This is a genomic window from Shinella sp. GW821-FHT10F02 (genome assembly GCF_058809275.1).
The window spans coordinates 705,831-731,644 of sequence record NZ_JBXASL010000001.1 but is presented as its reverse complement, the minus strand read 5'-3'; the positions used below and the strand labels follow the sequence as shown (position 1 = coordinate 731,644).

Annotated in this window: 21 protein-coding genes; 6 read left to right on the top strand and 15 right to left on the bottom strand. The window is 64.4% G+C overall.

The window, feature by feature from the left end; genetic code table 11:
• Window positions 1-83: 83 nt before the first annotated feature.
• The 14 genes from AC1RWL_RS03350 to AC1RWL_RS03285 all read right to left on the bottom strand — a co-directional run bounded on the left by AC1RWL_RS03350 (window position 84) and on the right by AC1RWL_RS03285 (window position 17,023).
• Window positions 84-1,574: a sugar ABC transporter ATP-binding protein gene (locus AC1RWL_RS03350; protein WP_493093230.1), complete on the bottom strand. Its 1,491-nt coding sequence runs from the start codon at window positions 1,572-1,574 to the stop codon at window positions 84-86.
• Window positions 1,571-2,530, bottom strand: a complete 960-nt coding sequence (locus tag AC1RWL_RS03345; protein ID WP_493093232.1) for an ABC transporter permease — start codon at window positions 2,528-2,530, stop codon at window positions 1,571-1,573. Before AC1RWL_RS03345 ends, AC1RWL_RS03350 begins: the two co-directional genes overlap by 4 nt.
• Window positions 2,527-3,480, bottom strand: coding sequence for an ABC transporter permease (locus AC1RWL_RS03340; protein WP_493093233.1), 954 nt, complete (start codon window positions 3,478-3,480; stop codon window positions 2,527-2,529). The genes AC1RWL_RS03345 and AC1RWL_RS03340 overlap by 4 nt, the downstream gene beginning before the upstream one ends.
• A gap of 25 nt (window positions 3,481-3,505) precedes the next feature.
• Window positions 3,506-4,885, bottom strand: a complete 1,380-nt coding sequence (gene lpdA, locus AC1RWL_RS03335; protein WP_493093234.1) for a dihydrolipoyl dehydrogenase — start codon at window positions 4,883-4,885, stop codon at window positions 3,506-3,508.
• 7 nt (window positions 4,886-4,892) lie between these two features.
• Window positions 4,893-5,771 (bottom strand): 2-oxo acid dehydrogenase subunit E2, encoded by an 879-nt coding sequence (locus AC1RWL_RS03330; protein WP_493093235.1) that lies wholly within the window; start codon window positions 5,769-5,771, stop codon window positions 4,893-4,895.
• 7 nt (window positions 5,772-5,778) lie between these two features.
• Window positions 5,779-7,209, bottom strand: a complete 1,431-nt coding sequence (locus tag AC1RWL_RS03325; protein ID WP_493093236.1) for an NAD-dependent succinate-semialdehyde dehydrogenase — start codon at window positions 7,207-7,209, stop codon at window positions 5,779-5,781.
• 11 nt (window positions 7,210-7,220) lie between these two features.
• On the bottom strand, window positions 7,221-8,195 hold the full coding sequence (locus AC1RWL_RS03320; protein ID WP_493093237.1) for a biotin/lipoyl-containing protein: 975 nt from the start codon (window positions 8,193-8,195) through the stop codon (window positions 7,221-7,223).
• 2 nt (window positions 8,196-8,197) lie between these two features.
• The gene (locus tag AC1RWL_RS03315; protein WP_439622897.1) at window positions 8,198-9,181 is read right to left on the bottom strand and encodes an alpha-ketoacid dehydrogenase subunit beta; all 984 of its coding nucleotides are present in this window, start codon (window positions 9,179-9,181) and stop codon (window positions 8,198-8,200) included.
• A 10-nt stretch (window positions 9,182-9,191) separates the two neighbouring features.
• Window positions 9,192-10,181: a thiamine pyrophosphate-dependent dehydrogenase E1 component subunit alpha gene (locus AC1RWL_RS03310; RefSeq protein WP_493093238.1), complete on the bottom strand. Its 990-nt coding sequence runs from the start codon at window positions 10,179-10,181 to the stop codon at window positions 9,192-9,194.
• A 57-nt stretch (window positions 10,182-10,238) separates the two neighbouring features.
• Entirely contained in the window at window positions 10,239-11,537 is a 1,299-nt protein-coding gene (locus AC1RWL_RS03305; protein WP_439623751.1) for a M24 family metallopeptidase, read from the bottom strand.
• Between the two features lie 82 nt (window positions 11,538-11,619).
• The gene (locus AC1RWL_RS03300) at window positions 11,620-12,426 is read right to left on the bottom strand and encodes an SDR family NAD(P)-dependent oxidoreductase (protein WP_493093239.1); all 807 of its coding nucleotides are present in this window, start codon (window positions 12,424-12,426) and stop codon (window positions 11,620-11,622) included.
• A gap of 12 nt (window positions 12,427-12,438) precedes the next feature.
• Window positions 12,439-14,145 (bottom strand): extracellular solute-binding protein, encoded by a 1,707-nt coding sequence (locus AC1RWL_RS03295; protein ID WP_493093241.1) that lies wholly within the window; start codon window positions 14,143-14,145, stop codon window positions 12,439-12,441.
• Between the two features lie 281 nt (window positions 14,146-14,426).
• Window positions 14,427-15,428, bottom strand: a complete 1,002-nt coding sequence (gene iolG / locus AC1RWL_RS03290; protein WP_493093243.1) for an inositol 2-dehydrogenase — start codon at window positions 15,426-15,428, stop codon at window positions 14,427-14,429.
• Window positions 15,425-17,023 carry a GMC family oxidoreductase gene (locus AC1RWL_RS03285; RefSeq protein ID WP_493093245.1) on the bottom strand — a complete coding sequence of 533 codons (1,599 nt, stop codon included), beginning with the start codon at window positions 17,021-17,023 and terminating at the stop codon, window positions 15,425-15,427. Before AC1RWL_RS03285 ends, iolG begins: the two co-directional genes overlap by 4 nt.
• A 165-nt stretch (window positions 17,024-17,188) precedes the next feature.
• Here AC1RWL_RS03285 and AC1RWL_RS03280 point away from each other — a divergent pair, with 165 nt between their 5' ends.
• Window positions 17,189-18,310 carry a Gfo/Idh/MocA family protein gene (locus AC1RWL_RS03280; protein ID WP_493093247.1) on the top strand — a complete coding sequence of 374 codons (1,122 nt, stop codon included), beginning with the start codon at window positions 17,189-17,191 and terminating at the stop codon, window positions 18,308-18,310.
• Between the two features lies 1 nt (window position 18,311).
• Here the strand turns inward: AC1RWL_RS03280 and AC1RWL_RS03275 are convergent, their stop codons facing one another.
• The gene (locus AC1RWL_RS03275; protein ID WP_493093248.1) at window positions 18,312-20,021 is read right to left on the bottom strand and encodes an ABC transporter substrate-binding protein; all 1,710 of its coding nucleotides are present in this window, start codon (window positions 20,019-20,021) and stop codon (window positions 18,312-18,314) included.
• Window positions 20,022-20,318: 297 nt separating this feature from the next.
• On the opposite strand from AC1RWL_RS03275, the gene AC1RWL_RS03270 reads away from it, so the two are divergent.
• The 5 genes from AC1RWL_RS03270 (at window position 20,319) to AC1RWL_RS03250 (ending at window position 25,648) form a co-directional block, all read left to right on the top strand.
• Window positions 20,319-21,266, top strand: a complete 948-nt coding sequence (locus AC1RWL_RS03270) for a sugar ABC transporter substrate-binding protein (RefSeq protein WP_493093249.1) — start codon at window positions 20,319-20,321, stop codon at window positions 21,264-21,266.
• Window positions 21,267-21,334: 68 nt separating this feature from the next.
• Window positions 21,335-22,132 carry an SDR family oxidoreductase gene (locus tag AC1RWL_RS03265; protein WP_493093251.1) on the top strand — a complete coding sequence of 266 codons (798 nt, stop codon included), beginning with the start codon at window positions 21,335-21,337 and terminating at the stop codon, window positions 22,130-22,132.
• A gap of 53 nt (window positions 22,133-22,185) precedes the next feature.
• A complete protein-coding gene (locus AC1RWL_RS03260) occupies window positions 22,186-23,160 on the top strand; it encodes an ABC transporter permease (protein ID WP_493093253.1) in 975 nt (324 codons plus the stop codon).
• 2 nt (window positions 23,161-23,162) lie between these two features.
• On the top strand, window positions 23,163-24,146 hold the full coding sequence (locus AC1RWL_RS03255) for an ABC transporter permease (RefSeq protein ID WP_493093255.1): 984 nt from the start codon (window positions 23,163-23,165) through the stop codon (window positions 24,144-24,146).
• Complete coding sequence (locus tag AC1RWL_RS03250; RefSeq protein ID WP_493093257.1) at window positions 24,143-25,648, top strand: sugar ABC transporter ATP-binding protein; 1,506 nt, start codon at window positions 24,143-24,145, stop codon at window positions 25,646-25,648. Before AC1RWL_RS03255 ends, AC1RWL_RS03250 begins: the two co-directional genes overlap by 4 nt.
• Window positions 25,649-25,814 lie beyond the last annotated feature (166 nt).

Below are 25,814 nucleotides of genomic sequence, written 5' to 3'. Positions count from 1 at the left end.
AGCTTTTTATATCGGTATAAGAAAAACCCCCGCAGCCAAGCTGCGGGGGTTTTTCGTTGGGCATCGATGGATTGGGCAGCCGTTCAGGCCGCGTGATGGGCCACGGCCCTGATCAGGTTTTCCTCGGTCATCGCCGCGCCGGAGAATTTGCCGGTAAGCCGGCCATCCGCCATGGTGAGGATGCGGTGGCTGACGCCCAGTACCTCGGGCATTTCGGAAGAGATGACGATGACGGCGAGCCCGTCCTCCGCGAGTTTGGCGATCAGCGCATGGATCGCCGCCTTCGAGCCGACATCGATACCGCGTGTCGGCTCGTCCAGCACGAGCAGCTTCGGCTTGCGGCAGAGCCATTTGGCGAGCACGAACTTCTGCTGGTTGCCGCCGGAAAGCGTGCGCAGCGCCGTCGCTGGCCCCGTGGTCTTGATCTGCAAGAGATCGCGATAGGTGAGGTACACGGCCTGCTCGCGTGCGCGGCGCATGACGCCGAAGGTGGAGAAGACGCGAAGGCTCGGCAGCGCGATATTGTCCCGCCCGCCGAGACCGAGAACCAGCCCCTGCTCCTTGCGGTTTTCCGGCGCAAGGCACAGCCCCATGTCGATCGCCTGGCGCGGTGAAGGAAAGGCTGTCTCCCGTCCCTGCCACCGTAGTTTGCCGCGGTCGGGGCGGCGGATGCCGAAAAGCGTCTCGACCACCTCGGAGCGCCCTGCACCGATGAGGCCATAGAGCCCCAGCACCTCGCCTTGGCGGACGCTGAAGGAGACGTCGTGATAGTCGCCGCGCCGGCCAAGGCCCTCGACCCGCAGAACCTCCGCCCCGAATTTCTCTTCGGCGCGGCTGAAAAAGGCGTCCAGCTTGCGGCCAATCATCATCTGCGTCACGCGGTCGGCGTCGGTCTCACCGGTGGCGAGAGTGCCCTGCACGACGCCGTCGCGCAGAACGGTGACGCGGTCGGTGATGGTGAAGATCTCATCCATCTTGTGCGAGATGTAGATGATGCCGACGCCGCGCGCCTTGAGATCGCGGATCGTCGCGAAGAGCTGGTCGCGCTCGGCGTCGGTCAGCGAGGCTGTCGGTTCGTCGAGAATGACCACATTGGCCTTGAAGGCATGGATGCGGGCGATTTCCACCATCTGCTTGCGCGCAATCGAGAGGCCACCGACGCGGGTTTTCGGGCCGACATCGCAACCGAGCGCCTTCAGCGCCTCGCCCGCCCGCCGGTTCAGCTCCGATTTTCGCAAGAGCCCGATGCCGTTCGTTGGCCACGCGCCGAGATAGATGTTCTCCGCCGCCGAAAGCTCGGGCGACAGCGACAGTTCCTGGTGGATGAGGAGGATGCCCCGCTCGCGCGCATCGAGCGGGCTACGCAGCGCGATTTTCTCGCCCCGGTGAAGGATCTGCCCCTCGTCCGCCGGCTGGAGACCGGCGAGGATTTTCATCAGCGTCGATTTTCCCGCGCCGTTTTCCCCCATCAGGGCATGCACTTCGCCAGGTCTCAGATCGAAATCGACGCCGGTCAGCGCCTGCACGCCGGGAAAGCGTTTCGAGACGCCGCGAATGGTCAGAAGGTCGGTCATGCTATCCTCTCTCGTTCACGCAGCAGCGTCATCAGGCGGTCGATGCCAAGGGCGATCATCAGGATCACGCCCATGACGATGAGCTCGACATGGTTGGGCGTGTTGAGCAGGCGCAGGCCATTCTGGAGGACCGCGAGAACGAGCACGCCGCCGAGTGTCTTCCACAAGCTGCCGACACCGCCTTGCAGCCGCGTACCGCCGAGCACGACGGCGATGATGGTCCACAATTCCCAGATGCGGCCGGCCTGCGGCTCGGCCGTGCCGAGGCGGATCGACAGGAGAATGCCGCAGAGCGCCGCCAGAAAACCCGAAATGGTGAAATTGATGATCTTGTGGCGACCGACCTTCACGCCCGCATCGCGCGCAGCTTCCGGATTGTCGCCCACCGCATAGGCCTCGCGCCCATGGCGGCTGGCGGAAAGCAGCCACTGGAAGAAAGCGAGCATGCCGATGAAGATGATGGCGGTCAGCGAAACGGGGCCGACATAGACCTCCAGGAGGTCCGCATAGGTGAAATCCTCGACGAGCAGGGCATTGCCTTTGGTGTAGACGAAGACGAGGCCGCGAATGCCGATCAGCGCGCCGAGCGTGACGACGAAGGAATGCATGCCGGAGGCGACGACCACCGCGCCGTTGATGAAACCGAGCGCCGTACCGGCGGCAAGGCCCGCCGCGATCGCCGCGCCCGTCGGCCAGCCACCGTTCTGAAGGCCGATCGCCAGCGCTGCGGAAAGTGCGAGCGTCGCGCCCACCGAAAGATCGATCTCGCCGTTCAGGATCACCAGCGTCATGCCGATGGCGAGCAGGCCGATGAAGGCCGATTGCGTCAGCACGTTGCCGATGTTGAAAGCCGTCAGGAAGTGTGGCGACAGGAACGCGAAGATGATGCAGACCAGCACCAGCAGCATCCAGACATAGTGATCGGCGGCGAGCCGCCGGATGGTCATGCCGTTCATGCGAACATCCTCCCCCGCTTGGCGGCAAGGTCTATCCAGACCGCCGCGATGATGACGCCCCAGGTGACGAGCCACTGCGCATAGAAGGGAAAGCCCATGAGGATGAGCCCGTTCTGGATGAAACCCAGCATCAAGACGCCCCAGAGGGTGCGCCAGATGCTGCCGGCCCCGCCGAGCAGCGAGGTACCGCCGAGGATGATGCCAGCGAGAACGTTGAGCTCGTATCCTTGGCCGATGGTGCTCTGCGCACCCATGACGCGGCTGCCCATGATGATGGCGCCAAGCGCGGTGGCGAAACCGCTGAGAAGGTAGGCGACGAACACCGTCCGCGCGGGGGAAATACCGGAATAGAGCGCTGCCGTCTCGTTTCCGCCAACGGCGAACACCGCGCGCCCGAAGGCGGTTCGCTTCAGCAGGAAGGCGGCGAGCCCCGCGGCCAGCAGCATCAGCACGACCGGCACCGGAATGCCGAACCAGCCGCCGCGGCCGAAGACGGCAAACCAGCCGGGGCTCGCCACGCTGACATTCGAGCCGCCGGAATACCAGAGCGCAAACCCTTGCAGCACCGACAGCATGGCGAGCGTGACGATGAGCGCATTGAAGCGCAGGAAACCGACCAGGAGGCCGTTCCAGGCACCGATGGCAAGGCCGGCAAGCAGGGTCAGCGCGATCGCGCCGGCGGGGCCAGCGTGGTTATGTTGGTCAACGACGATGATCGTCAGCAGCGTCAGGCCGGAGCCGACCGAAAGATCCAGCCGGCCTGCAATGACGACGAAGGTGACGCCCAGCGCGATCGTGCCCGTTATCGACACCTGCCGCAGCACATCCAGAAGGTTGCCCGGGCTCAGAAAGGCGGGCGCATTGAGCGCCACCACCGCCATGAACAGCGCGAAGCCGAGCCATAGCCCGCCCTGGCGCAGGCCTGTGGCCGCGCCCGATTTCCAGTTCATTTCGTTCCTCCCCGTTATGTCTCCGTCAGAGATCGGTCAGCGTGCCGAGCGCGCGCTCGGCTGCAAAGGCCACCGTCTCCGACAGGGTTGGATGGGCGTGCACCGTCAGCGCGACATCCTCCAGCCGCGCCCCCATCTCGATCGCCAGCGTCAACTCCGCCAGAAGCTCGCCGGCATTGGCGCCGACCAGCGTCGCGCCAAGCAGGCGCCTGCTGTCCTCGCAATAGACAAGCCGCGTCAGCCCTGCCCCGCCGCCCGAAGCCAGATTTCGCCCGCTGGCCTGCCAGGGAAAGCTCGTCGCCCTGGCCTTGACGCCCGCGACCTTCGCCTGTTCCACGTTCTGGCCGACCCAGGCGAGTTCCGGCCGCGTATAGGCGACGGAGGGGATCAGGCTGGAGAGCGGCGCGGGGTGATGGCCGGCGGAAAGTTCCGCGACGATCTTGCCCTGGTGCGTGGCGCGATGGGCCAGCATCGGCCCACCGGTGATGTCGCCGACGGCATAGATGTGCGCCTTGCCCGTGCGGCCATAGGCATCGACCGCAAGCGTGCCGTCAGGCCGCACCTCCAGGCCCGCCTTGGCGACCTCAAGTGCCGCCGCATCCGCACGCCGGCCGACAGCCTGAATGACCGCATCGGCTTCGATATGCTCCGTCACGGCGCCCGAAAGTTCGAGGCGGACCGCCCGTACCTCCGGCGTGATCGCGGTGACGCGTGTCTCCGTGAGGATGCGGCAGCCTGACGCTTCCAGCGACGCGCGCAGGATCGCGGCCGCTTCGCCATCCGCGCCGGGAACGATCTGCGGGCCGAGCTCGACGATGGTGACCGCGGACCCAAGCGCGGCATAGACCGTCGCCATTTCCAGCCCGATGATCCCGCCGCCGACCACAACAAGGTTGGCGGGAATGCTGCGCAATTCCAGCGCGGCCGTGCTGTCCCAGATCCGCGGATCCTTCGGCCAGCCGGGCAGGTGCACAGGCGCGGAGCCGGTGGCGATGACGCAGTCCGTGAACTGCCACTCCTCCTCGTTGACAATCACGCGATCCGGCCTGGCGAAGCGGGCAAAGCCCTGCACCACCTCAACCTTGCGACGGCGTGCGAGGCCCGTAAGCCCGCCGGTCAGCGTCGAGACGATCTCGTCCTTGCGCGCCCGCATCTTTTCGAGATCGATCCGGGGGCTCTCGGGTGCGGCGATGCCCCATGCCTTCGCCTCGCTCATCTCGTGCAGGATGGCAGCAGCATGCAGCAGCGCCTTTGACGGGATGCATCCCTCGTTGAGACAGACGCCGCCGAGCGTGGCGCGGGCATCAACCAGCACCACCTTGCGGCCGAGATCGGCAGCGCGGAAGGCGGCGGCGTAACCGCCGGGCCCGGCCCCGATCACCAGAAAATCGGCTTTTCGTGTCATGCCATCCTCACAGCAGCAGGCGGCGCGGATCGGCGATCAGCCCCGCATAGTGCGACAGGAAGCGCGCGGCATCGGCGCCGTTGATCGCACGGTGGTCGTAGGAAAGGTCGAGCGGCACGGTCAGGCGCGGCAGGAAGGCCTCGCCGTCCCAATGCGAGCGGATCTGCGCGCGGGTAATGCCGAGGATCGCCACTTCCGGCGGATTGACAATCGGCGTGAAGGCACTGCCGCCGATGCCGCCGAGGCTGGATATCGACATGGACGCGCCGCCCATCTCCTCCGCCCGAATTTTTCGCGCCTGCGCACAGGCGGCAAGATCGGAAATCTCGGTCGCCACGGCAAAGAGGCCCTTGCGGTCCACATCGCGGATGACAGGCACCATCAAGCCCGCGGGCGTATCGACGGCAATACCGATATGCACATAGTCCTTGAGGACCAGCGCCGTGCCATCTGGCGTCAGCGACGCGTTGAAGCGCGGAAAGGCCTTCAGGCAGGCGGCGAGCGCCAGCACATGGAAGGCCAGCGCCGTCAGTTTCACGCCCTTCTCCGCAGCATCGGCCTTCAGCGCCGCCCGCAACGCCTCTACAGCATCCATACCGGCCTCGTCGTGGTGCGTCACGGCCGGGATGAACCGCTGCGCCGCCGAAAGATTGGCCGCGCCGACCTGCATCATCTTCGACAGCGGCTCCTGCCGGACCGGCCCCCATTGGCGATGGTCGACCGCCCAGAGATCGGCCGTATTCAAGGGCATCCCACCGGAAAGCTTGCGATCGACATCCTCGCGGGCAAGGTTCGTTCGCCCAGTCTCGGCCGCAAGGGCCGAAAGGTCGACACCCTTTTGCGCTGCATAGGCGCGGGTCGCAGGACTTGCCACGAAATCAGCCATCACGCCCTCACCAGCTTGCCGAGATATATTGCGTTTCCATGAATTCGAGCATGCCCTCATGCCCGCCCTCACGCCCGAGCCCGGACTGCTTCATGCCGCCGAAGGGAGCCGCAGGGTCGGAAACCAGCCCGCGATTGATACCGATCATGCCGAATTCGAGCTGTTCGCTGACCCGCAACCCGCGCGCCATGTCTCGGGTGAAGACATAGGCGACGAGGCCGTATTCCGTGTCGTTGGCGCGGCGGATAACCTCAGTTTCATCGCGAAACGTCTGGATGGCGGCGACGGGGCCGAAAATCTCGTCCTGCACGCATGCGGCGTTGTCGGGCACGTCGGTCAGCACCGTCGGCGGATAGAAGAAGCCCTTCCCTTCCGGCACTTGGCCACCGAGCCGCACCTTTGCGCCCTTCGCCACCGCATCGGCAACAAAGGCCGCAACCTTATCGCGCGTATCGGCGTTGACCAACGGGCCGACATCGACGCCGGCCTCGATGCCGTTGCCCATCTTCAGCCCGGCCATCCGCGCGGTGAATCGGTCTATGAACACCTCGGCGACGTCCTCATGGACGTAGAAACGGTTCGCCGCAGTGCAGGCCTCGCCGAGATTGCGCATTTTCGCCAGCATCGCGCCTTCGACCGCGACGTCGATATCGGCATCCTCGAAGACGAGGATCGGGGCATTGCCGCCGAGCTCCATCGCCGGTTTCAGCACCTGCTCGGCCGCCGAATGCAGGAGCTTTCGCCCGACGGCCGTCGAGCCGGTGAAGGAGACGACGCGCACGCGCGGATCGCGCAGCATGGTGTCGACCACCGCACCGGAGGCACGGGACGGCAGCACGTTGACGACACCCGGCGGCACGCCCGCCTCTTCGAGAAGCGGCATCAGGGCGAGCATGGTGAGCGGCGTCTCGGACGCCGGCTTTATGACGACGGAACATCCCGCCGCCAGCGCCGGCGCGATCTTGCGCGTGCCCATGGCGGCCGGATAGTTCCATGGCGTGACCAGCACCGCGACGCCGGCGGGCCGCTGTTGCACCAGGATACGCGCGCCCGAGGCGGGCGCGCGGGCAAGCAGCCCCTCGCCGCGCACCGCCTCTTCGGAAAACCAGCGGAAGAATTCCGCCGCATAGGCCGCCTCACCCATGGCATCGGCCCGCGCCTTGCCGTTTTCCAGCGTGATCAGCCGAGCGAAATCCTCAAGCCGCGCTGTCATCAGCTCAAAAGCTTTGCGCAGGATTTCGGCGCGGGCGCGCGGCGTCTTGGCCGCCCAGCCCTTCATCGCCGTGGCAGCGGCATCGACGGCCGCTTTCGCATCCTCGACGGTGCCCGAAGCAACGGAGGCAAGCACGGTCTCGTCGGCGGGATTCTGCACGTCGAAGCACGCACCATCGGACGCCGCGCGCCATTCGCCGTTGATGTAGAGGTCGGTCTGGAACATGGCGTTCCCTCCTAGAGAAGCAGGCGCATCGGGTTTTCCACCCGGGCCGCAAAGGCGTCGATCAAGGCAAAGGCGTCGTCCGCATTGAGCCGTTCGCTCGTAAAGGTGAGCGTCACGGTAAGCCGGTCCGAGACATCGCCGTCGGTGAGGGTGAGAACCGGGGCGAGATCGCAGGCTAGCCGGGCGAGGCTGATACGGCTCCTCCTCAAATCCCGCACGACAAGATCCGACGAAACCTCCGCGGCATCCAGAGCGACAAGCGCGCCAAGCGACGGCCGGCCGGTGAGGTCATAGACCCACGCCGTCCGGCGATGCTCCACCCTTATGGAAGATGGCCGGGCGAGCGCGGAGGCCGCCAGTGCTGCGAGCAACGCCGGAGCCTCGACGCCGGCCTCCTGTCCAACCCATTCGACGAAGCGCTGGAGCGCACCGGCCGAAACGTCGGCGACGATTTCGTTCAGCGCGACGCCAGGGGCCGCGGGCGCTGGGACCGGCACATAGCGATCAAGATCGGCGGCATGGAGGGGCTCTGAGACACCCTGTTCGACCAGGCGGCGCAGGTCGATGCCGCGCTCTTCCGCCAACCGACGCGTTTTGGGAGAGGCCAGCACTTTGCCGGTTTGAGCCGGCTGTGCGGGCACTTTGCGGGCCGGCTCCGGGGAAGCGGGTGCGGCGGTCACAAGCGGTGCTGTCTCCACTGTAGCGACCGGGACAGCGGCAGGAGTTACGGCCGGGACCACCGCATCCGCGCTGGTGCCGATGCGGGCGATCACCTCTCCCACCGGCACGTCGGCCCCGGCGGGGTGAAAGATCTCCACGAGGAAGCCGGAGGCAAGAGCCTGGACTTCCATAACCGCCTTGTCGGTTTCCACCTCCATCAGCGGATCGCCCTCAGCCACGGCGTCGCCCGCCGCCTTCAGCCAATTGACGATCACCCCGGAATTCTGCGCCATGCCGAGCGCCGGCATGATGACATCATGCGCCATGGTCAGATCTCCCCGCGCACGAGCGCCCGTGCCCGCGCCGCCACGCCATCCGGCGTCGGCACCGTCAGGTCTTCGAGCGCCGGCGAGAACGGCACCGGCACGTCCATCGCCCCCATGCGCTGCACCGGCGCATCAAGATGATAGAAGGCCTTGTCGGCGATACGGCTGGCGATCTCGGCGGTGACGCCGTAACTCTGGTGCCCCTCGTCAATGACGATGACCCGCCCAGTCTTGCGCGCCGAGGCGACAAGGGTTTCCTCGTCCAGTGGCACGATGGTGCGTGGATCGATGACTTCCGCCGATATGCCCTCGGCGGCCAGAATGTCGGCCGCCTTTTCGGCGACCTGCACCATGGATGAGATGGCGACGAGCGTCACATCCCGCCCCTCACGCTTCACATTGGCGACGCCGAAGGGAATGAGATATTCCTCCTCCGGCACGCCGGCCTTCTCCTGGTACATCAGCTTGTCTTCGAAGATGACGACCGGGTTGTCGTCACGGATCGCCGTCTTCATCAGGCCCTTCGCCTCGTAGGCGGAGGACGGCAGCGCGACCTTGAGGCCGGGAATATGCGCGACGAGCGCATGCAGAGACTGGCTGTGCTGGGCGGCCGAGCGGCGGGTGGCGCCGAGATTGGTGCGCAGGACCAGCGGCACTTTCAGCTTGCCGCCGGACATATAGTGCGTCTTGGCCGCCTGGTTGCAGAGCTGGTCCATGACGAGAAAGATGAAGTCGCCGAACATCAGGTCGACGATCGGCCGGCTGCCGGTCATCGCCGCACCCACGGCCATACCCATGAAACCGGGCTCGGAAATGGGCGTGTCGATGATGCGGTCCGGGCCGAACTCCTCGACGAGGCCGGACAGCACCTTGAAGGGCGTGCCTGCCTCGGCGACGTCCTCGCCGATCAGGAAGATCGCAGGATCGCGGCGCATCTCCTCGGCGATCGCCTCGTTGACGGCTTTGGAAAGGGTGATTTCACGCATTGCAATCTCCTCAGGCGACGATCATGTCGGTGAAGACATGGCGTCCCACCTGCGCGGCATCGGGGAAAGGAGCGGCCAGCGCATAGGCGACCGCCGCTTCGGCGTCGGCCTTCACGTCGGCATCGAGCGCAGCAAGTTCATCGGCCGTCGCAAGGCCTTCCGCCGTCAGCCAGCGCCCGAAATTGAGGATGGGATCGCGCTCGGTCTTCCAGAGCGCCTCCTCGTCCTTCGATCGGTAATATTCGCGGTTGATGTCGCCGACGTGGTGGCCGTGGTAACGGTAAGTATCGAGCTGCACGAAGAACGGCCCCTCGCCCTTGCGGCAGCGGGCGACCAGTTTTTGTGCCAGTTCGTTCACCGCCAGCACATCCTGGCCGTCGACTTTGAACGCCTCGATGCCGAAGGCCTCGGCCCGCGCGGTCAGCGATCCGGCGGCGATCTCGGCCGTCTTGGTATATTCGCTGTAGCCGTTGTTCTCGCAGGCATAGATGACCGGCAGGTTCCAAAGTGCTGCCATGTTCATGACCTCGTAGAGCAGCCCCTGCGCCGTCGCGCCGTCGCCGAAGAAACAGACCGCCACGTCCTTGCGCCCGAGGTGCTTGGCCGAGAGCGCCGCACCCGTGGCAATGCCCATCGAGCCGCCGACGATGGCGTTGGCGCCGAGATTGCCGTTCGACTGGTCGGCAATGTGCATGGAGCCGCCCTTGCCGCCGCAATAACCCTCGGCGCGGCCGAGAAGCTCGCAGAACATTTCCTTGAATTCCGCGCCCTTGGCCACGCAATGCCCATGGCCGCGGTGGGTCGAGGTGATCTTGTCGTCGCGCGTCAAGGCTTCGCAGATGCCGACCGCCACGGCCTCCTGGCCGGAATACATGTGGGTCAGCCCCGGCATCTTGGCCGAGAGATAGAGCGAATTCGCCTGGTCCTCAAAGGCGCGGATGCGCACCATCTGGCGATACATCCGAAGATAGGCGTCCGCATTGGTTTTCGTGGGTGTCATGGATCTCTTCCCGATGAAGGCCGCACCGGAGGAAACGCTCCGGTGCGGCGGGTCATCTCAGTAGCGGTTGGCGATCGGCAGTTCTTCGGCCGGGAAGAGGCTGATGACCTCGCAGCCCCTGTCGGTCACGACCACCTCCTCCTCGATGCGCGCGGCCGAATAGCCGTCCGCCGCCGGGCAATAAGTTTCGAGTGCGAAGACCATGCCGGTCTCGATCACCATCGGGTTTTCGAGGCTGACGGCGCGGCTGATGATCGGCCGCTCATGCAGCGCGAGGCCGAGACCGTGGCCGAATTGCAGGCCGAAGGCGGCCAGTTCGTTCGGGAAGCCGAGGCTCTGGGCGGTCGGCCAGACCTCGGCGACCTTGTCGGTCGTTACGCCGGGCTTGATCATCGCGATGGCGGCATCCAGCCATTCACGCGCCTTGACATAGGCATCCCGCTGCACCGGCGTGGCGCGGCCGATGTTGAATGTGCGGTAATAGCAGGTGCGATAGCCCTGGTAGCTTTGCAGGATGTCGAAGAAGGCCTGATCGCCCGGGCGGAAGAGCCGGTCGGTGAAGTTGTGCGGATGCGGGTTGCAGCGCTCGCCGGCAATGGCGTTGATCGCCTCGACGTCGTCGGAGCCCATTTCGTAGAGCATCTTGTTGGCCATGGCGACGATGTCGTTCTCGCGGATGCCCGGCTTCAGCTCTTCCCAGATCATGTGGTAGACGCCATCGACCATGCTGGCCGCCTGGGTCAGGAGATGAATCTCGTCGACATTCTTGATCTCGCGGGCCGAGAGCATGACCTGCTGGCCATCGACGACCTTGATGCCGGCCTCCTGAAGCGCGAAGAACATCGCCGTCTCGGCATAGTCGACACCGACCGGCATATCGAGCACGCCGGCCACCCGCAGCAGCGAGGCGATCTCCTCGGCATAATATTTCATCAGTCCGAAGGACGGCGGGATCGTGCCGCGCATGCCGACGACGCCGGCGCGGCAATGCTCCGGGTCGAGCCAGTCGCAATATTGCTTGTGGTGCACCGCCGCCGAGCCGAAATCCCAGACGAAGGGTTCCTCGTCGCCGGCCAGAAGAGCGAAGCGGCACATCTTGTCGCGCTCCCATTCCCCGATCTTCGTGCCGGTGATGTAGCGGATATTGTTGACGTCGAAGGTCAACAGCGCGCCGAGGCCGGATTTCTTCAGGGCGTCCTTGGCACGGCTAAGGCGATAGCGGCGCAGGCGATCATGGTCGACGCGGCGCTCGAAATCGACGGCGGTGTGGCCGAGCGCCGGCAGGTGCCGATCCCAGCGCCAGTTCGGATCGATGTCCCCCGGCTGCAAGATGCGGGGGTTGAGAGCGGATGTGATGGACATGGCTTTCTCCTTCGCGCAGCCGGCAAGGCGCGCGTTACACAGGGTCAGGTCGTTGAATGGGATCAGCGGCGGCGGATCACTGCATGATCATGCCGCCATCGATCATGATGAGCTGGCCGGTCATGTAGTCGCTTTCGGGCGAGCAGAGGAACGCGGCCGTGCCGCGCACGTCGTCCGGATAGCTGTAGCGCTTCATCAGGATCATGGTTTTCGCCAGGTGGTCCATCGACTGGCCCTCCTTCTCGAACATGCCGATCTTGACGAGGTCCTTGTCGAGCTGCTCCCACAGTTCCGTGCGCACGACGCCCGGGCCATAGCCGTTGACGGTGATGTTGTGCTCGACGAGCGCCTTGGCGCCGCCATTGATCAGCGCAAGCGTTGCATGCTTGGAGGCTGAATAGGGCACGACGTCGAGAAACGCCTGGCGCGAGACAATGGAACCGACATTGATGATCTTGTAGGGACCATTTTCCTTGCCCTGCTTGATGAACTGCTTTGCCGCCTCCTGCATGCCGAGCAGCTGGCCCTTGGCGTTGATGTTCATGATCATGTCCCAGTTTTCCTCGGTAATATCGAGGAACATCAGGGGCTTGTTGATGCCGGCATTCAGCAGCGTCACGTTGATCGAACCGAAGGCCTCAACCGTGGCGGCAACGGCGGCGGCATTGTCGGCGCGGCTCGTCACGTCCAGCCTGAGGGCAATCGCCCTTCCGTTGCCGGCCGCGTTGATGCGCCGCGCCACCTCGTTGACGCCTTCGACATTGATATCGCCAAGGCAGACATTGGCGCCCTGCGCGGCGAAATATTCGGCGTTGCAGGCACCCATGCCCTGGGCTGCGCCGGTGATCAGGATGTTCTTGCCCTTCAGGCGGTTCGGATCCATGTCGTGTCCTCCTCAGTTCGTCATATGTGTCTTGAGCAACGCGTCGGCGCGGGCCTGGGCGCGCTGCAAGGCGGTGCGTGCCGGCTGGATGCCGCGCAGCATGTCGTGAAATTCCTCGCCGCAGATGCGGATGATTTCCGAGATCTTCGGGATCGGCGGGCGAGCCCAGAATTGCAGCTCCTCGCGCCAGGACATGGCGTCCACCGCCTCGAAGATCGGCGAGCGACGGCGCACTTCCGGGTCGGCGCCGACCGAATAACGCGGCGCGGTGCGCGAGCCGTTGACGACGAAGAGCTTTTGCGCCTCGGCCGAGGTGAAGGCGATCAGCGCTTCGATGGCGTCGGCGCGGCGCTCGGCCGGCAGGTTGGCGGGAATGCCCAGCATATAGCCTCCGACCGTCGCGTGCGGCGCAATGCCGGGGCCGGACGGATGCGGCAAGTAGCCGGTTTGGCCATGGGCCGGAGAGCCCGGATCCAACTCGAAATAGGGTGCCAGCGCAGTATAGCCGTAGGCCATAGCGACCTTGCCGGCAGCATAGGGGCGGATTCGCTCGTACCAGGACATCGAGAGAATGTCGGGTGGCGAAAAGGCAAGCAGTGCGCGCAAGTATTCCGCCGCCTCCAGCCCCTTTTCCGTGTCGATCGTCGCGCGCAGATCCTGGCGCAGACCGACATCGGCGTCGAAACCCGTGGCGAGCGGCGCCAGGTTCAGCAGCGGCTGGCCGAAATCAGCGCAGGCCATCATGAAGGTGTGGCCGAGCGCCGTGCCCCGCGCGGCATTCCATGCAATGCCGTAGCGCCCCTGGGACGGGCGATGAAAGACCTCGGCGGCCTTCAGCACGTCGCGGGTGCTCGTCGGAGGCTCGAGCCCGGCTTCGGCAAAGAGGTCGCGCCGGTAAAACAGAAGTTCTGGCGTCGTCTGGCTCGGCACGCCATAGGGCCGGCCGGCCCAGTGCGTCGCCCGCCAGCCCGCAGGATGAAAATCGTCCGGCCTCAGCCGCGCGACATCCATCAGCGCATCAAGCGGCGCGAGAATGCCCTTTTCGGCGAACTCGCCGACCCAGGGAAGGTCGACGGCGATGATGTCGTAGCGGCTGACCGGGCGTTCGGCATTGCGGATCGCCTCCTCGCGCAGCCGGTCGATCGAGAAGGCGCGCTGGTTGATCTTCACGCCGACCATCTGCTCGAACTGGCGCTTGAGCTTGTCCATCACCATGAAGGTGGGATCGCCATGCACCAGGATGCGCAGACCGCCGGAAAGCGAGAGCGCGCGGTTCAACACCAGCGGCGGGCGGATCGTCGAGGCCTGCTGGTGCGTGCTCTGGAAATAATAGGCGCTGCCATCGTCCTGTGCCGAGCCCATGTAGCGGGCGGCGAGCTGGCGGCTGCGGGCAATGAGACTGGTCATCGCCGCAACGAGCTGCGCACTCGGATGGACGGAGAAGCTGCGGCCCGACCGGCTTCTTTCGCGATGCTCCAGCAGGCCGGCGCGTTCCATGTCCTTCAGCTTGCGCGATGCCGTGGCATAGGGCACGCCGGAGGCCGCGATCAGCGAGGTGGGCGTCACCAGCTTGCCGTCGAGATGATGTCGCAGCAGGTGGTTTGCCATATTGAGGAAGGGATTGGGCGCCTCCAGCTCGAAGGTGCTGCCGAGCTCGGTCGAGAAACTATCCAGGAAATCCAGCCCGTCGCGCAGCCCGCGATTGTTTTCCTCCACCATCGTCATCTTCCCAAGGCGAGCGACATCCCGGCCCCGCGGAGGGCGGGACGAGAGCGGAGACAGGGAAGTGGGAACATGTGTGTTCACGGCTGGCTTCACAGGTTGAAGGTGATGAAGATGGTGTGCCAGAAATCCGCGGCGTGCAGATCAGCAGATTTATCCATTTTGGATATCGAAACATCGCCTTTTGGATATTTTGCGCTTGCCCTCACGAGGGGAGCAAAGATTTGCCCACGCTCCACGCCGGAACACTGGCAGAACTGGATGTTTTCGCGCGGAATTTAGAAGCGAGGCCGCACGGCCTGCCCCGTAGAGCGCGATTGTTCGCAGGCCCGCGCGATGATCAGCGCATTGCGGCCGTCACGCTGCGTTGCGGATGGTGCCCGCCCCTCGCGCACAGCCGAAACGAACTCCTTGAGCGCCAGCGCAAAACTCGCCTCATAGCGTTCGAGGAAAAAATGCTTCAGCAGCGATTGCCGGGCAAAACCATCAGCACCGCTGCGCAGCAGGTTGTCGTTGTGCTGGTTGGCCGTCTGCACCATGCCGCCGGAGCCGAAGGCTTCGATGCGCTGGTCGAAACCGTAGACCGCGCGGCGCGAATTGTTGATGTGAACGAGCACGCCCGAGGGCATTTTCAGGATGGTCATGGCGGTGTCGCAATCGCCCTCCGCGCCGATCGCCGGATCGACGAGGCAGGAGCCCGTCGCATAGACTTCGGCGGGCAACTCGCCCGTGATCCAGCAGGCAAGGTCGATATCGTGGATCGTGCTGTCGGCGAAGTAACCGCCCGACTGGCGGACATAGGCGATCGGCGGTGGGGCGGGATCGCGCGAGGTCAGCGAGAGCATGTTGAGGTCACCGACATCCCCCGCTTCGACAGCCGAGCGCAGCGCCGCGACGCCGGGATCGAAGCGGCGGTTGAAGGAGAGCATGAAGGGCACGCCCGTCTCCTCCAACACTGCCATCGCCCGGTCGACACGCTCGATGGCGAGATCCAACGGCTTCTCGCACATGATCGCCCGGCCGGCGCGAGCAACCTGTTCGATCAGTTCAACATGGGTGGAGGTCGGCGTGCAGATGATAACGGCGTGGACTACGGGATCGGACAGCGCCTCCTGCGCGCTGGCGACGACCGGCACGCCGAGCTCTTCGGCGAGCGGCTGCGCCATTGCTCGATTGGGGTTCATGATGCTGACGAGCCGCGCGCCCGCGGCCCTCGCCACATTGCGGGCATGGATCACGCCGATCCGGCCGGACCCGAAAACCGAGATTCCGATCGTCATCTTGTCTCCTCCAGAATAAGGGCCGCGCCCTTTTCGCCGATCATGATCGCGGCGGCGTTGGTGTTTCCGGTTACGATGCGCGGCATGATCGAGGCATCGATCACCCGCAGGCCCGAAACGCCGTGCACCCTGAGGCGCGGATCGACCACCGCATCCACGCCCGTGCCCATGCGGCAGGTGCCGACGGGATGCAGCAGCGACAGGCCGTTCTGCCGGCAATAGGCCAGCATCTGGTCGTCGCTCTCGACATCGAGGCCGGGCGAAATTTCGCGGCGCACAAAGTCGCGCATCGGCGACGTCTCGGAAATCCGCCGGCCGAACCGCAGGCCAGCAAGCGCCGCGCGATGATCCGCCTCGCTTTCGAAGAAATTGAACTGGATGGCCGGCGCGGCGCCACTTTCCACTGAACGGATGCGCACATGGCCGCGGCTTTCCGGCCGCATGTGCTCGCACAGGATGGTGAAGCCGGAAAAGGGATGCGGCACCAGCGCCTCGTTGGTGCACCAGGACATGAAGGTGACCATCATGTCGGGCGTCGCGATGTCAGGTCCCGAACGGATGAAGGTATTGGAATAATTACCGTTGTCGGCAAACGGTCCCTTGCGGGTCAGGAGATAGCGCAGGAGCTGGACGCCGCCGCGCAGCCAGTTGTTGTAGAGGTCGTTCACCGTCGTGCGCGAGGTGCTCTCGAATTCCAGCCCGATGCCGAAATGGTCCTGAAGGTTCTCGCCGACACCGGGCAGGTCGTGCAGCACCGCGATGCCGCGGCTTTGCAAAAGGCTGGCCGGGCCGATGCCAGAGAGCTGGAGAAGTTGCGGCGAGGCGAAAGTGCCGCCGCACAGGATCACCTCGCATCCCGCCCGGACACTGTGGCGGCCGCTGCGATCGGAAAACGTCACGCCGACGGCGCGACGCCCCTCGAAATCGACCTTCTCGCAATGGGCATGCAGCGCCACCGTGATATTGGCCATGGCGGGGCCGCGCAGATAACCGCGCGCCGTGGACCAGCGCCGGCCTTTGCGCGTCGTCGTCTGTACATAGCCGGTGCCGAGCTGCGCGGCACCGTTGAAGTCATCGTTTCGCGGCACGCCGAGCCGTTCGGATGCGGCGTGAAACGCGTCACCCAGCAGATGCGGGCCCGGCAGGTCCGAGACCGAAACCGGGCCGCCGGTGCCATGGAAGGCGTCGGCGCCGCGCTGCTGGTCTTCGCAGGATTTGAAATAGGGCAACACGTCCGCCCAGCCCCAGCCTGCACAGCCCGCCGCCTCCCAGCCGTCAAAATCCTCCGGCTGGCCGCGCATGTAGATCATGCCGTTGATCGAGCCGGTTCCGCCCAGGACTTTGCCACGCGGCTGGAACAGCGTGCGATTGTTGAGATGCGGTTCGGGCTCGCTGGAAAAACACCAATTCACCTTGGGATTGGCGTAGAGTTTTGCATAGCCGAGCGGAATATGGATCCAGGGGCTCGAATCCCTGCCGCCAGCCTCCAACAGCAGGACCCGCTTTCCCGCCTCGCCCAGCCGGCCCGCCACCGCACAGCCGGCCGAGCCGGCTCCCACGACGATATAGTCGTATTTCACGTCCGCCAGTTCCACATTGCCCTCCGGTTTGCCTCGTGACGCCGCTCCTCGCCGGCCCATCAATTTTGGATAGGATGCGCATGGGCCGGACTCGATGGCGCAGATATCCAAAACGGACATCCGGGCAATTCGCAGCCGCCGGCCGGGCGGTTAGGAACGGGTGAGAACAGGGAGGACGACATGGACAAGCGACAGGCGCGCATCGGGCTCATTGGTGCCGGTTTCATGGGGCGCTGCCACGCCAATGCGTTCCGATCGGTCGGCGGGCTGTTCGATCTGCCGGTGGAGCCGGTGCCGCATATGCTGAGCGACATTTCCGACGCCGCGGCATCCCGCAACGCCGCCCTTCTCGGCTATGCCAAGAGCACGGGCGACTGGCGCACGCTCGTTGCCGACCCCGATGTCGACATTGTCGCCGTCACCGCGCCCAATGTGCTGCACGAGCCGATCGTGCTGGCGGCGATTGCCGCGGGAAAGGCGGTCTATTGCGAGAAGCCGCTCTCCACCACCGCCGAAAACGGTTGGCGCATGACGGAGGCGGCCGAAAAAGCCGGCACGCTGACGCTCGTCGGCTTCAATTTCCTGCGCAACCCGATGATCAAGCTGGCGCAGGAGATCGTGCAATCCGGCGAACTCGGCGACATTACCGGTTTTCGCGGCCGGCACGCGGAAAACTACATGTGCGACCCCGAAACACCGCACAGCTTTCGCACAGACCCCGAGGGCGGCGGGGCGCTTGCCGATATCGGCAGCCACATAATCTCGATGGCGCGCTTCCTGCTCGGGCCAATCACGGCCGTCGCCGGGCAGAGCCGCACGATTCACGCGACGCGCCCAATAAAGGTCGGCAGTTCGGAGCGCGCATCGGTCGTAGTTGACGACATGACCCATGCGCTGCTGCGTTTTGAAAGCGGCGCCGAGGGCGGTATCGAGGCCAACTGGGCGGCGACCGGCCGCACGATGGATCTGAGCTGGGAGATCACCGGAACGGAGGGCGCCCTTGCCTTCAGCCAAGAGCGCATGAATGAATTGTTGATCCACACTGCTGGCCGGCCGGGAAGGAGCGGTTTCACCAAAATCGAGGCCGGCCCTGCTCATCCACCCTATGGCGCCTTTTGCCCCGCTCCCGGCCATCAACTCGGTTTCAACGACCTCAAGGTGATCGAGGTGGCGGAACTGCTCACGGCATGGGCGACGGGCGAGAAATGCGTCACGGATTTCCGCGAGGCCTGGCAGGTGCAGCGTTGCGTCGAGGCGATCCAGCAATCCGCGAAAAGCGGCCGGTTCGTCGATATTCTCTGAGCTATTGCCGCCTGTCGAGCATTTCCTTCTCCGCGCGCTCCTGCGCCCGGCGCAGCGCCTGGCGGGGCGACACCGCACCGCGCAACATATCGTGGATTTCCTCGCCGCAGATGGTGATGATGCTCGATATTTCGGGAATGGGCGGGCGCGGCCAGAATTGCAGCTCGTCCCGCCAGGACATGGCATCCACCGCCTCGAAGATCGAGGAGAGCCGCCGCACGTCCGGATCGGCACCGACCGAGTAACGCGGCGCGGTGCGGCTGCCATTGGTGATGTAGAGTTTCTGCGCTTCTGGCGAGGTGAAAGCGATCAGCGCCTCCGTTGCCGCGGAAAGCCGATCCTCGGAAAGATTGCTCGGAATGCACAGCACGTAACCGCCGATGGGCGCGATCGGTGTGCCGACGGCACCGGCCGGGTGCGGCAGGAAGGCCGTATTGCCGAAGGCCGGCGAATTCGGATCCAGCTCGAAATAGGGCGCAAGCAGCGTGTAACCGTAGGCCATCGCCACTTCGCCGGCCGCATAGGGCCGGATGCGCTCGTACCACGACATGGAGAGGATGTAGGGCGGCGAATATTGCAGGAGCGCCATCAGGTATTCCGCCGCTTCAAGCGCCCGCGGCGTATCGATCGTCGGCACAAGATCGTCACGATGCAGGCTTCGCGTATCGAAACCGCCATGCACGGTGCGCAAATTGAGCACCGGCTGGCCGAAGTCTGCGCAGGCCATCATGAAGGTATGCCCGAGCGCCGTGCCCCTCGCGGCATTCCATGCGATGCCGTAGCGGCCGTGCGCCGGCATGTGCAGCGCCTTGGCCGCAGTCAATAGCGTTTCAGTCGTCGTCGGCGGTTCGAGGCCAGCCTCGGCGAAGAGGTCACGCCGATAGAACAGCAGTTCCGGCGTCGTCTGGCTCGGAACGCCATAGGGTCGGCCGCCCCAATGCGCCGCTTGCCAGCCCGCCGTGTGAAAATCACCGGGATCGAGCCGCTCGATATCCATAATGGAGTCCAGCGGCAAGATGACGTTCTTTTCCGCCAACTCGCCGATCCATGGAAGATCGACGGCGACGATGTCATAGCGGCTGACGCGCCGTTCGGCATTCTTCAGAACCTCCTCGTGCAGCCGGTCGATGGAAAAGGCCCGCTGGTGGATTTTCGTGCCGACAATCTGCTCAAACTGACGTTTCAGATTCTCCATGACCATGAAGGTCGGATCGCCATGCACCAGAACGCGGATGCCGCCGGATACGGAAAGCGGCTCGGAGAGCACTTTCGGCGGATGAATGGACCGGCTCTGGAGATAGGTGCCGCCGAAATAATAGTCGGACGCGCTCTTGTCCGTCGCCGTCGCACCGTAGCGCTGGGCAGCAATGCGTTGCAGACGCTCGCCGAGCAGGCCCCAGCTTGCAATCAGCCGCGCACTCGGATGCAGCGAAAAGCTCTTGCCCGTGCGCGTGCGGGAGCGCTGCTCGACAAGCCCCGCTTCCTGCATATCGGCGAGCTTGCGCATGCCGGTGGCATAGGCGACGCCGGATTCGGCGACGAGCGACGAGGCGGTGACCGTCTTTCCTTCCAGATGCGCCCGCATCAGGTGCAGCGCCATCGAGAGGTATGGATCGTGCGTCGTGAGGTCCAGCACGGAGCCGAGCTCTGAAACCACCGCCTCCATGAAGTCAACGGTATCGAGAAGTTCGGCCGACCTTTGCCTCGTCATCGTTGCGGACAATCCACTCTTGCTGCTCTCGAAACGGTCATGCCTGCGCTCTGCATCGTGCAGGCCGGCTTCAGGTCGTTTGGCCAAATTCCCCTCTCGTGCTATCGGACTTCCCGCGATCATGTATCACGCAAAACATCCATTTTGGATTATTTTTTATCAGATCTGGATATATCAGTCGTGGCCCCAGGCGGCCCTTTGCAGGAAGTGTTGCTGAGGCTGAACCGCTGGTCATTGTCGCATCGAGGAAATGCGAACCTGTCACCAGTAGCACGCCGCTCAACGGGAGGAACCAAGATGAACCTGAAATTCAAGAGCCTTGCAGGCGTGAGCCTTGCTGCCGGTCTGGTATGCGCCCATGGCGCTTTCGCCGATACGATCAAGATCGGCATCACCCAGAACAATGTCGGCGTCGACAGCTACCAGACGACCTATGAGAAGGCCTTCAAGGAGGCCGCAGCCGGCGAAAGCGGCGTGGAGACGGTCGTGCTCGATGCCGGCGGTGACGTCGCCCGCCAGATCGCCCAGATGCAGGACCTGATCCAGCAGAAGGTCAACGCCATCATCATCTGGCCGACGAACGGCAAGGCGGTCGTGCCCGCCGTTCGCAAGGCGCAGGCCGCCGGCATTCCCGTCATCGTGACGAATTCCAACATCGCTCCGGAAGGCGCCGAATTCATCGCCTCCTTCTCCGGCCCGAACAACATCCAGCAGGGCGCCTCGGCGGCGGAGCTGATGTGCGAGGCGCTCAACAACAAGGGCCAGATCGTGCAGATTTCCGGCCAGCCGGGCTACACCACGGCCATCGAGCGCCAGAAGGGCTTCGAAGACCGCCTCGCCGAGGCCTGCCCGGACGTCAAGATCCTGGAAACGCAACCGGGCGACTGGAACCGCGAGAAATCGCAGCGTGTCATGGAGGCCTTCCTCGTCAAGTACGACACGATCGACGGCGTCTATTCCGGCGACGACAATATGGGCGTCGGCGCGCTGAACGCCGCCAAGGCCTCTGGCCGCGCCGACAAGATCGCCTTCGTCGGTGCGACGAATTTCGCCGTTGGCTACGAGGCCATGGAGCGCGGCGAATATTACGGCTCGATCTACCAGTCGCCCGTCGACGACGCCAAGAACGCCCTCAAGACGGCCATCGCCGTCGTGAAAGGCGAAAAGGTCCCGGCGCTTGCCTACTTCGAAACGCCGAAGATCACCAAGGCAAACATGAAGGATTTTTCCAAGCCGGTCTTCTGATCCGTCCTCCCGGACCGCGCGGGTTCCGCAAGCGGAGCCCGCGCATTTTTTTGCTTCTGGAGTAACTTATGGGACGTGTCTCAGGGCTTTCCTGTCTCGTGACGGGTGCCGCGCGGGGAATTGGCCGCGCGATCGGTGAAGCGCTGCTCGATGAAGGCGCAAACGTCTGTTTTGCCGATATCAACGGCGCGCTCGCCGCCGACGTCGCCGCCGCAAACGAGGGTCGTGCAAAGGCCGCGGGCGCGCGCGTGATGGCGCATGCCGTCGACGTCACCCGGCGCGAGGACATGCGCGCGCTCGTTGAAGCCGTGGCCAGGAATTTCGGACGGCTCGACGTCTGCTTCAACAATGCCGGCGTCAACAAGCCGATGAACTTCCTCGACGTGACCGAGGAGAACTGGCAGTTCATCATGAACGTCAACGGCATGGGCGTGCTTATCGGCATCCAGGAGGCCGCGCGCCAGATGATCGCGCAGGGCGGCGGCGGCAAGATCATCAACACGGCCTCGGTCGCCAGCCGCCAGGGTTTCGACAATGTCGCGCCCTACTGCGCCTCGAAATGGGCTGTGGTCTCGCTCACCCAGTCGGCGGCGCGTGCGCTCGCCCCGCACGACATCACCGTCACCGGCTTCGCCCCCGGCGTGGTTGCGACGGAAATGTGGGAGGAAGTGGACCGCGACCTCATCAACATCGGCGCGGCAGAACGGCCCGGACAGGCCATGGCGGAGTTCTCCGCCGAGATCCTGCGCGGGCGCGTTGCGCGCCCAAGCGATATTACCGGCACGACCACCTTCCTTGCATCCCGCGAAAGCGACTACATGACGGGCCAGATCATCATGATCGACGGCGGAATGACGTTGGTGTGACCATGAGCCAGCCAGCGACCGTCATCACAGGCAAAACGGGAGAGAGACCGGCCATGGCGGAAGAACGCCTGAAGTCAGCAACCAGGATCCTGACCCAGCGGGGCATCCTCCTCGCCTTCATCCTGTTCATGGTCGTGTTTTCGATCGTCTCCGACCGCTTCATGACCGGGGACAACCTGCAAGCAGTGTTCCGGCAGGCAGCGATCATCGGCGTGATGGCGCTCGGCGTCACCATGGTCGTCATCTGCGGCAATCTCGATCTCTCCGTTGGCTCGCTCCTGTCGCTCTGCACGGTGCTGGTCGTCGACCTGCACGACAAGATCGGCCCCGTCCCGGCTATCGCGGTCACGCTTCTCGCAGCCCTTGCGGTCGGCGCGGTCAACGGCCTTCTCGTCGGCATCGCCCGGCTCAATTCCCTCATCGTCACGCTCGGCATGCTCTCGGCGATCCAGGGCCTGACGCTCATCTATACCGGCGGGCAGAATGTCGACATCCAGAACCAGGACGCCACCTGGTTCACCATCTTCGGCCGCGGTGCGGTTCTCGGCATGCCGACGCAGATCCTCATCTTCATCGTGCTTGCGCTCGTCATGCATGTCACCCTCACGCACACGCCCTTCGGACGGCGGGTCTATGCCTCCGGCGGCAACCCGACGGCGGCGGTCTTTTCCGGCATCCGCCGCGGCCGCGTGGTCCTCGCCACCTACATGATCTCCGCCTTCACGACAGGCATCGCCGCCATCATCCTCGGCAGCCGGGTCATGGGTTCGCAGAACAATGTCGGGCAGGGCTACGAATTGCTCGTGCTTTCCGCCGTCATCCTCGGCGGCACATCCCTGCTCGGCGGCTCCGGCAGCATTCCGAAGACCGTTATCGGCGTGCTCATCCTCGGCTTCATCCAGAACGGCCTGCTTCTGCTGGGCTTTGCCTATTACGTGCAGTGGCTCGTCACCTGGATCGTCATCATCCTGGCCGTATGGCTCGATATCGCTGCCAAGCGCGGCCGCATGTTCTCCCCCTTCGCGTGAGGATGCGCCCCGTGACCCGATCGCTCCGCTGGCTTGCGCGCAACCCCATCTGGGGTTTCATCCTGCTGATCTTCACCTTCTTCAGCCTCGCCAACCCATTCTTCTTCGACCTGCAGAATTTCGAGAACATCCTCGTCCAGACCTCGACGATCGGCCTCATCGCGCTCGGCATGACGCTGGTGATGATCAACGGCAATATCGATCTCAGCGTCGGCGGCATCGTGGCGCTTTCGGCAAGCCTCGTCGTCGATGTGCAGGGCTGGGAGGTTTTTGCAAGCTGGGGCGATTGGCAGCTGCTGCCCGCGGTGGCGGCAGGTCTTCTCGCCGGCGTCGCGCTCGGCGCGCTCAACGGCTTCATCGTCTGGTGGACGGGCGTCGATGCCTTCATCGTCACGCTCGGCGCAATGCTCGGCATTCGCGGCATCGTCTTCGTCTACACTGAGGAGCAATCCTTCTACGCGATGAATTTCGCCTTCTCCGATTTCGGCTCCAGTTCCATCGGCCCGCTACCGACGCTCGCCGTGATCTTCCTCGCCTGCGCCCTCGCCACCCATTGGCTGCTGTCGCAGACAGTACACGGCCGCAACAGCTACGCCGTCGGCGGAAATCGCCAGGCGGCCGTGAATGCCGGCATCCGCATCGGCCCGCACATGATGATCAACTTCATCATCCTCGGCTTCCTCGCCGCCCTTGCCGGCATGACGCTGGCGAGCCAGATGGGCGCCTCGACACCGACGCTCGGCCAGGACTACGAACTCTGGGTCATCACTGCCGTAGTGCTCGGCGGCACGAAGCTCACGGGCGGCGCCGGCAACATCATCGGCACGCTCGGCGGCGTGCTGGCGATCGGCATCCTGCGCAACGGCATGAACCTGATGCAGGTGCCTGCCTTCTACGTGCTGGTCATCCTCGGCGTCATCCTCATCGCCGTGCTCTTCCTCGACCGGCAATTGAACCGCAAGGGACAGGAGGAGTATCGCCTATGACCGCCCTAACCCTGTCCCACATCGGAAAATCTTTCCCCGGCGTGCGCGCCATCGACGATGTCTCGCTCGACATCCAGCCCGGTGAAGTGCACGCTCTCCTCGGCGAAAACGGCGCCGGAAAATCCACGCTGATGAAGATCCTCGCCGGCATGTACCAGCCGGACGAAGGCGAGATCACGGTCGACGGCAAGAGCGTGGTGATGCGCACGCCGCTCGAAGCCAAAGCCCTCGGCGTCGTGCTCGTCCACCAGGAACTCAGCCTCGTGAAGGAACTGAGCGTCGCCGAAAACATCTATCTCGGCGAACTGCCGCGGCGCTCCTTCGGCCGGGTCGACTGGAAGACGCTTTATGCGCGCGTGCAGCAGATCCTCGACCGGCTGAACTGTGGCTTTTCGCCGGAAACCCGCGTCGGCGATCTTTCCATAGCCAACCAGCAGATGGTCGAAATCGCCCGCGTGCTCACCGTGACGCCACGCGTCGTCATCTTCGACGAGCCGACCGCCTCGCTCACCGATGCCGAAAAGACCGTGCTCTTCGACATCATCCGCGACCTGAAGGCGGAAGGCGTCGCCATCATCTACATCTCGCACCGCATGGACGAGATCTTTTCGCTTTCCGACCGCATCACCGTGCTGCGCGACGGCAAGCACAGCGGCACGCTCATCACCGCCGAGACGAGCGAGGACGAGGTCACAAGGCTGATGATCGGCCGCAGCCTCGACCTCACGCGCCGGATCGAGACAAGCGGCCCCGGCGAGGTCGTGCTGGAGGTCGACGGCCTTTCCTGCGGCAAGCTCTTCCAGGACGTCTCCTTCAAGGTGCAAGCCGGCGAGGTCGTCGGCTTCTACGGCCTGATCGGCGCGGGACGGAGCGAAATCGCAGAAACCCTTTTTGGCCTGCGCGCGCCCACCGCCGGCACCATTCGGTTTCGTGGCGAGCCCGTGTCGATCGCCTCGCCGGCACACGCGATTTCGCTCGGCATCTCGCTCGTGCCGGAAAGCCGCAAGGAGCAGGGTCTGGTGCTGGAATTGAACTGCCGCGACAATATCAGCCTCGCGACGATCGATACCATGACAAAAGGCCCGTTTCTCTCGAACAGCCGCGAGGTGGCGATCTTCGACAAATACCGCGAGCGCCTGAGGATCAAGACACCCGGCTGGCGGCAGGTCGTCGGCAATCTCTCCGGCGGCAACCAGCAGAAGATCGTCATCGGCAAATGGCTGGCGACGCAGCCGAAACTGCTGATTCTGGACGAGCCGACGCGCGGCATCGACATCGGCTCGAAGGCCGAAATCCACGACCTCATCCGAGAACTTGCCCGCTCCGGCTACGCAATCATCGTGATCTCCTCGGAAATGCCCGAGATCCTGAAGGTCTCCGACCGCGTGATCGGCATGTATCACGGCCGGCTGATGCGCGAATTCACCGCCGCGGAGGTAACCGAAGACCATCTCGTCCAGGCCATATCCGGCGTCGGCCAGAAGACGCCCGCCCTCGCCTGAGCAGGCCAGAAACAATGCCCGCGGAGGCGCCAGATGACCCTGCATTCGAGAATTGCCGCCATGCATCGCCTTCTGCGGACGAAGGTGGGTCTCGTCCCCGAAATAGCGTTGTACGTCATTATCATCTGCTCAGGGTTCATTGCCGCCTGGGGAATTCCTGTCCATT